The 13,433-nt window shown below is 69.2% G+C and carries 10 protein-coding genes; 9 read left to right on the forward strand and 1 reads right to left on the reverse strand.

From position 1 onward, the window contains the following. Positions 1–4: 4 nt before the first annotated feature. From CBQ26_RS01385 to CBQ26_RS01425, 9 genes are all read left to right on the forward strand, one after another. A complete protein-coding gene (locus CBQ26_RS01385) occupies positions 5–3,583 on the forward strand; it encodes a DUF11 domain-containing protein (protein ID WP_143341907.1) in 3,579 nt (1,192 codons plus the stop codon). 246 nt (positions 3,584–3,829) lie between these two features. Further along, on the forward strand, positions 3,830–6,106 hold the full coding sequence (gene ung, locus CBQ26_RS01390) for a uracil-DNA glycosylase (protein WP_088246818.1): 2,277 nt from the start codon (positions 3,830–3,832) through the stop codon (positions 6,104–6,106). Then, complete coding sequence (locus tag CBQ26_RS01395; RefSeq protein WP_088246819.1) at positions 6,103–7,140, forward strand: DNA topoisomerase IB; 1,038 nt, start codon at positions 6,103–6,105, stop codon at positions 7,138–7,140. The genes ung and CBQ26_RS01395 overlap by 4 nt, the downstream gene beginning before the upstream one ends. A gap of 194 nt (positions 7,141–7,334) precedes the next feature. Beyond that, positions 7,335–7,766: a DoxX family protein gene (locus CBQ26_RS01400; protein ID WP_088246820.1), complete on the forward strand. Its 432-nt coding sequence runs from the start codon at positions 7,335–7,337 to the stop codon at positions 7,764–7,766. Between the two features lie 83 nt (positions 7,767–7,849). Continuing rightward, positions 7,850–9,982, forward strand: a complete 2,133-nt coding sequence (locus CBQ26_RS01405) for a putative bifunctional diguanylate cyclase/phosphodiesterase (protein ID WP_088246821.1) — start codon at positions 7,850–7,852, stop codon at positions 9,980–9,982. An 89-nt stretch (positions 9,983–10,071) separates the two neighbouring features. Continuing rightward, the gene (locus CBQ26_RS01410) at positions 10,072–10,569 is read left to right on the forward strand and encodes a DUF427 domain-containing protein (RefSeq protein WP_229844385.1); all 498 of its coding nucleotides are present in this window, start codon (positions 10,072–10,074) and stop codon (positions 10,567–10,569) included. 446 nt (positions 10,570–11,015) lie between these two features. Then, on the forward strand, positions 11,016–11,441 hold the full coding sequence (locus CBQ26_RS01415; RefSeq protein WP_088246823.1) for a hypothetical protein: 426 nt from the start codon (positions 11,016–11,018) through the stop codon (positions 11,439–11,441). A 74-nt stretch (positions 11,442–11,515) separates the two neighbouring features. After that, the gene (gene gmk / locus CBQ26_RS01420; protein ID WP_088246824.1) at positions 11,516–12,223 is read left to right on the forward strand and encodes a guanylate kinase; all 708 of its coding nucleotides are present in this window, start codon (positions 11,516–11,518) and stop codon (positions 12,221–12,223) included. Positions 12,224–12,233: 10 nt separating this feature from the next. After that, positions 12,234–12,776 (forward strand): macro domain-containing protein, encoded by a 543-nt coding sequence (locus tag CBQ26_RS01425; RefSeq protein WP_088246825.1) that lies wholly within the window; start codon positions 12,234–12,236, stop codon positions 12,774–12,776. A gap of 177 nt (positions 12,777–12,953) precedes the next feature. Here the strand turns inward: CBQ26_RS01425 and CBQ26_RS01430 are convergent, their stop codons facing one another. Next, complete coding sequence (locus tag CBQ26_RS01430; protein WP_143341908.1) at positions 12,954–13,370, reverse strand: IS1 family transposase; 417 nt, start codon at positions 13,368–13,370, stop codon at positions 12,954–12,956. Positions 13,371–13,433: the final 63 nt, after the last annotated feature.

Raw genomic sequence — 13,433 nt, forward strand, 5'->3', positions numbered from 1 at the left:
CCGCATGCCTGCCCTGCTGACACTGCTGAAACGCGCCGCCACCGCCGCTTTCCTCCTGATCGTCGCCGGGAGCGTGGCCGGCGCGACCGGAACCACCGCCGGCACCTGCACGGCCACGACCCCGTGGACCGACACCTTCGACACGAACACCGCCCGCAGCGTCATCAGGAACCACGCGTACACCACCTCGGTGAACACGGTCACGGCCACCGCCGGCAAGTACACCTTCTGGAACGGCATCGACCGCACCGGTAACGGCGGGCACGCGCTGTACCTGAACGTCACCACCGCCAGCGCCGCCCCGATCCTGCTGTACGAGCAGACCGTCAACGTGCCGGCCGGTTCGGACCTGTCCTACCGGCACTACGCCCGCACGCACTCGGCCTCGCCGTCGCGCCTGCGCTACACCCTCACCGAGACCGCCAGCGGCGCGACGCTCGCCACCCGTGACGGCAACACCCTGACCACCAGCTACACGCAGGAGACCCTGCCGACCGTCCGCTCGAACGTCACCCAGGTCACGCTGCGCATCTACAGCCTGAACAGGGGTGTCAGCGGCGACGCGAACGTCCTGAAACTCGACGACCTGAAACTCAGTTGCCCGGTGCCTGCCAGACCCAGCCTGACCCTGACCAAGACCGGCAACGGCCCCTGGACGGCCGGGCAGAGCGGCGCCACCTACACCCTGACTGTCAAGAACGTCGGCACCAGCGCGACCAGCGGCGCGGTCACGGTCCGGGACCTGCTGCCCACCGGCATCACCGCGCCCGCCAGCTTCACGGCCGGGGGCTGGAGCTGCACGACCAGCGGCCAGACCGTCACCTGCACCGGCACGCCCAACCTGGGGGCCGGCAGCAGTAGCTCGCTCACGCTGCCCGTGCAGGTGCAGAGCGGCGCGCCCGCCAGCGTCACCAACCGCGCCAGTGTCGGTGGCGGCGGCGACCCCGACCCCATCCCCGACCCGGCCAGCTGCACGACCACCGGCGGTCAGTGCGCCGTGTACACCACGACCGTCACCACCCCGCCCCCCGCACCCGTCACCGGCGTGTGCAGCGCCGCGACTCCCTTCGTTCAGAGCTTCAACGTCGGCGGCGCCAGCGGCGAGGTCCGCAACCACGACTACCGCAGCGACGCGGGCGTCGTGCAGGCCACGGGCGGCACCTACACCCTCTGGAAGGACATCGACCGGACCGGCAACGGCGGCTTCGCCCTGTTCATGAACATCCGGAACTTCGAAGGCAGGAACGGCGGCACCCTGACCACGCCGGGCCTGCTGTACGAACAGAAGATCAACGTGCCCGCCGGCGCCGAGGTCAGCTACTCGAACTGGGTGCGCAGCCACTCGAACACCGCCACCCAGCTGAGGTACGTGTTCCGTGACGCGGGCGGCGCCGTCCTGCGCCAGTTCGACGGCGCGGTCGCCACGACCAGCTACACCCAGCAGACCGTCCCGACCTTCATCAGCCCCGGCCCGCAGGTCACGCTGCAGATCCTGACCCTGAAAGACGGCACGAGCGTGGACGCGAACGTCCTGAAACTCGACGACCTGAAACTCAGCTGCCCGGTGCCCGCCAGGCCCAGCCTGACCCTCACCAAGACCGGCAACGGCCCCTGGAAGGTCGGGCAGAGCGGCGCCACCTACACCCTGAGCGTCAAGAACGAAGGCCCCGGTGCCAGCAGCGGCGCCGTGACGGTCCGTGACCTGCTGCCCAGCGGGATCACCGCGCCCGCCAGCTTCACGGCCGGCGGCTGGACCTGCACGACCAGCGACCAGACGGTCACCTGCACCGGCACGCCGAACCTGGGCGCCGGCAGCAGCTCCGACCTGACCATTCCCGTCACGGTCGGCAGCGCCGCCGCCGCCACCCCCACCATCACCAACCGCGCCAGCGTCGGCGGGGGCGGCGACCCCGACCCCATCCCCGACCCGGCCAGCTGCGCGGCCACCGGCGGTCAGTGCGCCGTGTACACGACCAGCGTCACGGTGCCCGTCACGCCCCCCACCTGCTCGCGCATCTACGCCCTGACCCTCGCCAGCGGCAGCGGCGCCAGCGACGTGAACGGCGTCGCCATCCGCGAACTGGACGAGCAGACGAACACCGTGGGCGCCACCATCGCCACGCTGCCCGACGGCACCAACTCGGCCACGCTGGCCGTGTCCACCAACGCCCGCCGCTTCTTCGTCGCCGACCAGAACAACCGCCTGCGGATCTTCGACACGGTCCTGGGCACCTGGAGTTCCGGCGGGATCTTCAGCGGCGTCAGCGACCGACTCGTCCGCATGACCGTCACCAGCACCGGCGTCGGGTACGCCATGGACTCCGGACGGAACCTGTGGAGCTTCGAGACGGCCAGCCCCTACACCGTCACGGCCCTCGGGCAGCTGAGCGCCACGACCGCCGGCGCCCCCAGCTTCAACATCAACGGCGACTTCTTCGCCGACAGCAGCGGCAAGCTGTACATGATCAGCAGCGCCACCGGCTCGGCCACCATCGACCTGTGGCTGGTCATCCCCACCACCCTGCGCGCCGAGTACCTGGGCCGCCTGAGCAACCCCTCAAGCGGCTCGCAGTTCAACGGCATCGCCGCCAGCCCCAGCGGCATCTACGCCCGCGACAACCAGGGCCGCCTCGTGAAGATCAACCTCGCGGACGTCAGTTACACCCCGGTGGGCGGCGCTACCCTGGGCTCCACCGACCTGGCCAGCTGCACCTTCCCGGTCATCGCGCCGGTCCTGAGCGCCGTCAAGAGCGTCCGGAAGGTCGCCGGGACCACCGGTGACCGGGTACAGCCCGGCGACACGCTGGAATACCAGGTGATCGTCCGCAACAGCGGCACCCTGCCCGCCGGCGGCGTGACCTTCCAGGACGCCCTGCCCGCCGGCACCGCGTACGTGCCCGGCAGCGCCCGCGTGAACGGATTCACCACCACCGTCACCGGCCAGAACGCCACCAGCCTCGGCGGCGCCGCCTACCCCTTCGCGCAGCCGGTCGGGATCTGCAGTGCCGACGGCGCGGCCTGCACCACGCAGGTCCTGAAGATCGACTCCACGCCCGCCACCCTCGACAACGAGGCCATCGTGACCTTCCGCGTCACCGTGGTCAGCCCCTTCACCCTCGAGCCCGCGCAGGTGCGGAACGTGGCGCGCGTGGACTTCACGGGCGGCCCCGGCGGCGGCGTGCCCAGCAACGAGGTCGTCACGCCCGTCTTCCAGCCCGCCAGGCTGACGGTCGCCAAGACGGTCCGGAACGTCACGCGGGACGGCGCGGTCGGCACGACCGGCGAGGGCAACCCCGGCGACGTACTGGAGTACTGCATCACCACCACGAACGTCGGCGGACTGAACGCCACGAACATCAGCTTCAGCGACGTGGTGCCCACCAACACCGTCTTCGCCGCGAACGGCTTCGGGGCCGGGCGTGACATCCGCCTGACCGCCGCTGCCGGCGAGCTGTTCTACACCGCCGCCGCCGACACCGACGCCGGCCAGCTGCGGGACGGCAAGGTGATCGTGCAGGGCGGCAGCTTCGTCCTGGCACCCACGCAGAGCGTCACCATCTGCTTCCGGGCGACCATCCAGTAGTACAGACTCCGATTGAATGGGCTGCAAAGCCCGTTCAATCCGAGCGAAGCGAGTGGGAGAAAAACGGGTTCCGGACGTGGAGCCGGCAGTCCGGTGAATTTCCGGATTGTCGGCGAAACAAACGGAATCCGTATAATACGCCGGACGCGCGGGCCACCCGATCCACGGGGTGGCCCGCGTTCATGTCCTCTGAACTTGGGGGGCGCGCCTACCGTCCCGGCCGCCGCGCCGGGAGACAGTCGGGGCATGCTGGGCGGAACGCAACTGGTGTGGTTCAAGAAGGACCTGCGCGTCCATGATCACGCGCCGCTGGTCGAGGCGGCCCGGCGCGGCCCGGTCCTGCCGGTGTTCATCTACGAGCCCGAACAGCTGACCCACGAGGAGTTCGCCGGACACCACCTGACGTACTTGAACGAATCCCTGCGGGAACTGGACGCCACCCTGCGCGCGCTGGGCACCCCGCTGGTCGTGCGGGTGGGCGAGGCGGTGACCGTCCTCGACGGGCTGCGCGAGGCGCATGGCGTGACGGCCGTGTGGGCGCACGAGGAAACCGGCAACGGCGTGAGTTTCCAGCGCGACCGCCGCGTGCGGGCCTGGGCGCGGGCGCGCGGCCTGCCCATGACCGAACTGCCGCAGAACGGCGTGATCCGCCGTATGAGGAACCGCGACGGCTGGGCTGCCACCTGGGAGGAACGCCTGGGCGCCCCGCAGGTCGCCGCCCCCGCGCAGCTGGGCGGCGTGGACGCCGACCCCGGCGGCCTGCGCACCCACGCCGAACTGGGCGTGCCTGCCAGCGCCAAGACCATCCCGCCGGGGGGGCGCGCCGCCGCGCTGGAGACGCTGGACTCGTTCCTGACGGCGCGCGGCGTGAACTACATGCGCGAGATGAGCAGCCCCCTGAGCGCCGAGGCCAGCTGCTCGCGCCTGAGTGCGCCACTGGCCTTCGGGACGATCTCGCTGCGGGAGGTGCTCCAGGCGACCCGCGTGCGCCTCGCGCAGGTGCGGGGCGATCCCGACGCCGACCCGCGCTGGGTGCGGTCCCTGCGCTCGTACGAGTCGCGGTTGCACTGGCACTGCCACTTCATGCAGCGCCTGGAAAGCCAGCCGGACATGGAATTCCGCACCCTGAACCGCGCCCTGGACGGCCTGCGCGAACACGAATGGAATCAGGACTTCTTCGACCGCTGGCAGCACGGTCAGACCGGCTATCCCCTGATCGACGCCTGCATGCGGATGCTCCGCGAGACGGGCTGGCTGAACTTCCGCATGCGCGCCCTGCTCGTCAGTTTCGCCACGCAGCACCTCTGGCTGCACTGGCGACGGCCCGGACTGTTCCTGGCGCGCGAGTGGCTGGACAACGAACCCGGCATCCACTGGTCGCAGATGCAGATGCAGAGCAGCACGGTCGGCATCAACCGCGTGCGCATCTACTCTCCGACCCGGCAGGCGCGCGAACAGGACCCGGACGGGGTGTTCCTGCGCCGCTGGCTGCCGGAACTCGCGGATGTGCCGACCGACTTCATCTACGCGCCCTGGGAGTGGAGCGGCGCCGGACGCCTGAGCTACCCGCCGCCCATCGTGCACGAACAGGAGGCCGGACGCCGCGCCCGCGCCCGCATCAGTGCCGCCCGCGCCAGCCCCGAATTCGAGGCCGAGGCCCGCCGCATCTACGCAAAGCACGGCAGCCGCAAGAAGGCGGACCTGCGTGCCGAAAGGAAAGCTCAGGGTCTGCCCGACAAACCCCCACCCCCCCGGCGGTTTGCTGCCGTAAAAAGGAACATCATGAGCGACCAACCTGATCTGTTCGGCCTGGCCCCGGCCGCCCCGAAGGCCGTCCTGCCCGCCGGACTGCCCGACGACTGGCAACAGGCCCTGCACGGCGAATTCAGCGCCCCGTACTTCCACGAGCTGAAGGACTTCCTGGTGCAGGAACGCCGCGCGGGGAACGTGTTCCCGCCCGCGCCGGACGTGTTCAACGCGCTGCGCTTCACGCCGCTGGAGGACGTGAAGGTCCTGATCCTGGGCCAGGACCCGTACCACCGCCCCGGTCAGGCGCACGGCCTGAGCTTCAGCGTCCGCCCCGGCGTGACCATCCCCCCCAGCCTGCGCAACATCTACAAGGAACTGACCGCCGACCTGCCCGGCTTCACCGCGCCCCGCCACGGCTACCTGAAAGGCTGGGCCGGACAGGGCATCCTGCTGCTGAACGCGGTCCTGACCGTCCGCGAGGGGCAGGCCAACAGCCACGCCAATAAGGGCTGGGAGCACTTCACGGACGCCGTCATCCGCACCGTGAACGACAAGCCACAGCGGGTCGTGTTCGTCCTGTGGGGCGCGTACGCCCGCAAGAAGAAGAAACTCATCACCGCGCCCCAGCACGTCATCATCGAATCCGCGCACCCCAGCCCCCTGAGCGAGGCGAAATTCTTCGGCAGCCGCCCCTTCAGTCAGGTGAACGCCGCGCTTAAGGAGGCGGGCCTGACGCCCATCGACTGGCAACTGCCCATGCAGGTCACGGAATGACCTCCCGTACCCAGATCCTCGCCGAGGAGTACCTGCGCCGCGAGGGCAGCGACCCCAAGAAATTCAAATACTTCTGGCCCGACGGCACTCCGTACAAAGACAAGACCGGGATCGAACGCATCGGGAAACTCGCCGTGCCGCCCGCCTACGTGGACGTGTACGTCAGCCCCGACGCGGACGCCGAACTCCAGGCCTTCGGCCGCGACGCCGCCGGACGCCTTCAGTACCGCTACCACCCGGACTTCGTGCAGGCGGGCGCGCTGAAGAAATGGCAGCGCCTCACCCGCTTCGCCGGGGCGCTCGGGCAGCTCAAGGCAATCACCGGCGCCGACCTGCGCGCCCAGGGCCTCCCACCCCGCAAGGTCGCCGCCCTCATGACCCGACTGCTGCACGTCGCCCGGTTCCGCGTCGGCAATGACATCTACGCCCAGCAGCACAAGACCTATGGCCTCAGCACCCTGCGTCAGCGGCACGTGCAGGTCAGCGGGAACACCGTGACCTTCCACTTCAAGGGCAAGCACGGCATCACCCAGCACAAGGCCACCACCGACCGCACCCTCGCCGCCAACATCGGCCGACTGCTCGACCTGCCCGGCCCCTGGCTGTTCCAGACCGTGGACGAAGGAGGCGCCCGCCGGCGCGTCCGCAGCGGCGAACTGAACGCCTACCTGAAGGAAGTCATCGGCCCCTTCACCGCCAAGGACTTCCGCACCTGGGGCGGCACCCTGCTGGCCGCCGAATACCTCGCCGAGGCGGGCGTCGCCGACACAGAGAAGCAGGCCCGGCAGACCCTCGTCGACTGCGTCAAATTCGTGGCTGCCGATCTGGGCAACACGCCCGCCGTTACCCGCAGCTCCTACATCTGCCCCGTCATCTTCGACCGTTACCTGGAAGGCAAGATCCTCGACGACTACGAACCCCGCGCTACGAAAGGCGAGAGCGACCTCGACGGCCTGACCCGCAGCGAAGCCGCCCTGAAACGCCTGCTGGAAAGCGAGAAGACCCTCAGGACACGGCGCAAGAAAGCGGCGTAGGGGAGACCCCTCACCCCGGCCCTCCTCCCGGCACAGAGAGAGGAATCCGGAGTGCCCTGAAGCGACGGACGCGAGCTGAAGCCTGCACCGAACGGTCCGTCGAGGTCAGTCTGCCTGTGTCTGCGCGCCGGTTGGTCAAGGGTGGCGCATGGGCGGCACATGTGGGCGTGGGGCGCGGCGTTTAGGGTGTGGGCATGACTGCTTCTGTGGTGGCTGATTCCGGGACTTCGTGGCCGCGCACGCTGGGGCGCGTGCTGCTGGGGTCGTTCATGGTGTTCGCGGGTGTGGGGCACCTGACGTTCCTGCGGCGGGATTTTCAGGCGCAGGTGCCGACGTGGTTGCCGCTGGACAAGGATTTCGTGGTGCTGGCGTCCGGGGTGGTGGAGGTGGGATGCGGGGCGGCGCTGCTGGCCCTGCCCCGGCACCGGCGGACGGTGGGATGGGTGCTGGCGGCATTCTTCGTGGCGATCTTTCCGGGGAACGTGTCGCAGTACCTGACGCAGCAGAGTGCGTTCGGGCTGGACACCGACCAGAAGCGCCTGACGCGGCTGTTCTTCCAGCCGGTGCTGATTGCGCTGGCCCTCTGGAGTACCGGGGCGTGGCCCAGGGAGCGCGCCCGGCGCTGACACGGACGGTGGTCACGGGGTCCGGGGCATTTAGGTAGGGGGGCGGTGCGGCTTCTGTGAGGGTGCGCGGGGTACGGTGGGGTATGGCCATCAACTCCCGGTTCCTGAGAATGCCGCGCGCGCCCTGGTCGCCGGCCGCTGTCGGGCCGGGTCTGGCCGAGACGGTGCTGGACGTGACGGACACCCTGGTGATGGTGCTGGACGCGCGGGGGTGCGTGGTGCAGTTCAACCGGGCCTGCGAGCGCCTCAGTGGGCTGGAGGCCGCGCAGGTGCTGGGGCAGGAGGTCTGGCCGCTGGTGCTGGAAGAACATCAGCGGGACGTGCTGGCGGCGGCGTTCATGAAAGGTCCGTTCCCGAACCGTCAGGAGCACACGTGGCGCGCGGCGGATGGGCGGCGGCGCGTGATCCTGTGGTCGAACACGGCGGTGCTGGACCGGCGGGGCGGGGTGCGGCTGATCATCGCGACGGGCGTGGACGTGACGGCCGAACGGGAGGCGCAGGCGGCGCAGCAGGAGAGCGAGACGCGCTTCCGGACGCTGTTCGAGCAGTCCGCCGACGGGCTGGTGCTGATCGATCCTCATGACCCGGACGTGCCGTGGCGGATCGTGGACTGCAACGAGGCGTTCTGCCGCATGAACGGCTACGACCCAGAGGACCTGATCGGGGCGTCCATCGACCTGCTGCATCCGTACCCGATGATGGCGCAGGAGGGTCCCGAACTGCTCGCCTGGATCCGCGAGGAGCAGCCTGTCCACGGGGAGGGCGCGCACCGCCACCGGGACGGCACGGTCTTCCCGATCGAGAGTGCCAGCAGTCTGGTGACCGTGGGCGGGCGGGAACTGGTGCTGGGCCGGGACCGGGACATCTCTGAACGCAAGCGGGCCGAGGAGCAGCTGCGGCAGCTGGCGGCGCAGATGACCTTCGACGCGCAGCACGACGCGCTGACCGGCCTGCCGAACCGGGCGTTGCTGCTCGACCGCCTGCAACTGGAGTTGCGGCGCGTGGCGCGCGCGACGTCCTGCGTGGCCGTGATCTTCATCGACCTGGACGGGTTCAAGCGCGTGAACGACATGCTGGGGCACGCGGTCGGTGACGACCTGCTGCGCGAGGTGGCCGTGCGCCTGCAGGCCTGCGTGCGCCCGTCGGACACCGTGGCGCGCCTCGGCGGGGACGAGTTCGTGGTGGTCGTGTCGGACCTGAGTGGCCGGGAGGAGGCGGGGCGGGTCGCGCAGCGGCTGCACGCGGCGCTGGAACCCACCGTGACGCTCGGCGGGCAGCAGATCAACGTGCAGAGCAGCATGGGGGTGGCGCTGCACCCGCCGCACAGCAGCCTGCCGGCGAACCTGCTGCGGCAGGCGGACATGGCCATGTACCAGGCGAAGCGGGAGGGGAAGAACGGCGTGCGGTTCTTCGCCTCCACGCTGGACGTCGCCGCGCAGAGCCAGATGTTCACGGAGGTCCGCTTGCGCCGCGCCCTGCAACGCCAGGAACTGCACCTGCACTACCAGCCGCAGGTGGACGCCCGGACCGGCGCGCTGCTGGGCCTCGAGGCGCTGGTCCGCTGGACGGACGAGCAGCTGGGCGACGTGCCGCCCGCGCGGTTCATTCCGGTGGCCGAGGAGTCCGGGTTGATCGTGCCGCTGGGACAGTGGGTGCTGAACGAGGCGTGCCGGCAGCTGGCGCAGTGGGGGCCGGGCGTGCCGGTCGCCGTGAACGTCTCGGTGCTGGAGGTGGCGCGGGACGATTTCGTGGCGGGCGTCCGGAGCACGCTCGAACGGCACGGCCTGAGCGGCACGCAGCTGAAACTGGAACTCACGGAACGGCTGGCCGTGCGGGACCTGCACCGCGCGGCGCGGCACCTGTCGCAGCTACGGGACCTGGGGGTGCGGCTGTCGCTGGATGATTTCGGGATGGGGCAGTCGTCGGTGTCCACGCTGCTGAAATTGCCGCTGGATGAACTGAAACTCGACCGTTCGCTCCTGGCGGACCTGGAGGACTCGCCGGAAGCGCGGCGGATCGTGGAGTCCCTGATCGGTCTGGCGCGCGGCCTGAACCTGAGCGTGATCGTGGAGGGCGTCGAGACGACCGGGCAGCTGGAGATCCTGCGGGCCATGCCGTGCAGCGCCGTGCAGGGGTACCTGACGGGCCGCCCGGCCGCGCCGGACGCCTGGACGGAACGCATCCGCGCCGTTCAATCGGAGCGAGGCGACCCGTAGGGCGGCTGGGCAGAATGCGAGCAGAAGCGGGCGGCCGGACGGTACGTTCCCTGACGGCCCGCCGGTCCCGCCCGGCGCACACTGACGGCGTGAAACTTCCTGCACCCGTTCCCGCCGGCCCCGGTCAGGAGAGCGTGTGGGCGTACCCGCGCCCGCCGCGCCTGGAACGCACGCACCGCCACCTGGAAATCTGGCTGGGCGGCCAGAGGATCGCCGCGACGAGCGGCGCGTACCGGGTGCTGGAAACCAGCCATCCCCCCACGTACTACCTGCCGCCCCTGGCGTTCGCGCCGGGCGTGCTGGAACGGGCGGCGGGCGCAAGCACCTGCGAGTGGAAGGGAGAGGCCACCTACTGGACCGTGCGGGGCGGCGCGGCGGTGGCGGTGGCCGCCGCCTGGAGTTACGAGGCTCCCACGCCCGCCTTCCGGGACATGGCGGGTTTCGTGGCCGTCTACGCGGGCCGCATGGACGACTGCCGCGTGGACGGCGAGCGGGTCGTGCCGCAACCCGGCGCCTTCTACGGTGGCTGGATCACGGGCGACGTGGTCGGGCCGTTCAAGGGAGAGCCCGGCAGCGCAGGCTGGTGACGGCCCGCTCCGTTCACTGAACAGGTGGCCTTCTCATGGCAGCAGGAGCCGTCTATTCAATCTGAAGCGGTTTAACGACCGTACTGAGGGCGGTTCATGGAGTCCCGGCCATCCGGAAGGCGATTGACGGTGAACTCTTGGCGGCCCGGTCGGACTCAGTGAACCGGTCTATGAAGTGTGCAGGAAGAAGACAGTCCTGGCACGTCTTTTCACTTGTTGCTGCGCTGAGGGCTTCACTTCTGGCAGTCGCATTCCAGGCTATCCGGACAGGCCACGTCTATCACTCAGGAGGGCGGATTGAAATTCTGGCGGGCTGTCGAACATGGCGCGCCTCCCTCTGTCGCACTCCTTGCATGCTGCCGCCCACCGTTTCTTTATTCTCGGTGGGGTCATGGACTGCGGCCCTCTTTACTTTCATCTCTGGGGGCCAGCATAATGCCGCCAGTATGGCTTACAAGAAACTCAGCGAGCAGGTCATGGAACTCAGCAACCCCCAGCGCAGCGACACCTTCGTCAAGATGTTCCAGGAAGCGGTCCGTGAAGGAAAATTCGACGCCACGTACATGCCCGAGCGTTTCACGATGCCCAAACAGTTCAACCGTCGTGGCAGCACCGAAACGTACCAGCGTGACACCCGCGAAATGCTGTTCGACGAAACCCCGGACTTCACCGAGTGGTTCGAGGGCGTGAACCGCGAACTGGCCGCCGCGCGCAAGGGCGGCACCGTGAAACTCAGCGTGGAAGCCATCGAGTCCGGCCTGATCAACTTCGAGGACATGGTCGCCGAGACGCGCCGCAAGATGCAGGCCAGCTACGAGAAAGGGCAGGCGCTCGGCAAGGGCCGCGCCAAGGCCACCAAGAAAAAGAAGTAACCAGGCGTTCAGGACAGGCGGCTCCCGGTGGGCCGCCTGTTCTCATTTCTGGACGGGTCGCGTATCGTGAGGGGATGACGTCGCAGGACACCCCCCTTTCCGTGTCGCCCCGCCGGGGCCTTCTCCTGGTCATGACCGGCGCGTCCGGCGTGGGCAAAGGCACCCTGCGTGAACGCTGGCTGGCCGGGCAGGACGTGTTCTACAGCACCTCCTGGACGACCCGCGAGGCCCGCCCCGGCGAACGGGACGGCGTGGACTACGTGTTCGTCACCCCCGACGCCTTCGAGACCAAGGCGCAGGCCGACGGATTCCTGGAACACGCAGCGTTCGTCGGGAACCGCTACGGCACGCCCATCGAACCCATCGAGGCGGCCCTGAGCCGCGGGCAGGACGTGATCCTGGAGATCGAGGTGGAGGGCGCCATGCAGGTCAAGGGGCGCATGGGCGACGAGGCGATCCTGATCTTCATCATGCCGCCCAGCCTCAGCGAACTGCGCCGCCGCCTGGAGGGCCGCGCGACCGAGACGCCGGAACGCATCGAGAAACGGCTGGCCCGCGCCCGCGAGGAGATCCGCGAGGCGCACGAGTTCCGGTACGTGGTCGTGAACGACGACCTGGACCGCGCGCTGGGCGAACTGCACGCCATCCAGCGGGCCGAACGCGCCCGGCAGCTCCCGGAGAACGAGTGGACCGAGGCGGACCGCGAGGCGCGCGTGCAGGCCGACGCGCTGCGCAGCTACACCCTGACCGACACGGACCTCGACCGGATCGGGAACGGGTAAGGGAGGGCGCATGCCGCTCGAACTGATCCAGGGCGACATCGCCGCGCAGGACACGGACGCCGTCGTGACCGCCGCGAACAGGGAACTGGCGGGCGGCGGCGGCGTGGACGGCGTGATTCACCGCGCCGCCGGGCCGGAGTTGCTGCGCGCCATCCGCGCCATCGGCGGCACACCCACCGGCACGGCCGTCATCACCCCGGCGTTCGGGCTGTCCGCGCGGGGCGCGCGGTTCGTGATTCACGCGGTCGGTCCGGTCTGGCGTGGCGGGCAGGCGGGCGAGGCTGAACTGCTGGCCGGCGCGTACCGTTCCAGTCTGGAACTGGCCGCCGCGCACGGGTGCCGCAGCGTGGCGTTCCCGGCCATCAGTACCGGCGTGTACGGCTACCCCCTGGACCGCGCCGCCGGGGTGGCCCTGGCGACCGCGCAGGCGTTCCTGACCGACCACCCGGAGATGCACGTGCGCTTCGTGCTGTTCGACGGGGGCAGCCTGAACGTGTTCCGCCGCGCCGCTCAGAAGGCCGGGATACCCTTCTCGGCGCCGCCGATGAGCTGATACGGGTTCCGTTTGTTTCGCCAACAATCCGGAACTTCACCGGATTGCCAGCTCCACGTCCGGAACCCTTTTCTCTCCTGCTCTGCGGGGCAGCTCTACGAGTCGCATCCGCTCGGATTGAACGGGCTTTGCCGCCCAGTCCACCAGAGTCAGTATCGGACTGGTCGGGTCGTGGGTTCATCGTAATGACGCGTTGTAGCGGTGAATGAACATCCAGATCAGGAGTTCCAGATGTGCCTGCTTCCGACTGAACGATAGGCTCCGCCTGACCAAGTGAGCCACCCGCAGCCGCAACGTGGCATTGAAGCGCTCGATGTGCTGCGTGCCCCCGATGACGTGCAGGCCGCCAAACACCACGGATTTGTATGCCGCAAGGCCATCGGTATGACACCGGGCATCCAGATACCGGGCGGGCAGACTCTCCCACAGTCCAAAGGCACTGACCTCATCCCATGCCCCTATGAAACAGCCCACAATGCGGCGCGAGTGGCGGTCCATGGCGAGCCAGATCCACAGCAATCTGGTGTGGCGGGTCACAAACGTGCATAACTCGTCGCACTCCAGCACCAGCGCCGCTGGTGCTAGAGTGCTCACACTTTTGGGAAGCTCTGGGGTTCGGGATCAAGGCTGTGTGGGACGGTGTTCGTCAGGGCCTGG

Origin of the sequence: Deinococcus indicus, assembly GCF_002198095.1 — a bacterium.
In the GTDB taxonomy this organism is placed as follows: domain Bacteria; phylum Deinococcota; class Deinococci; order Deinococcales; family Deinococcaceae; genus Deinococcus; species Deinococcus caeni.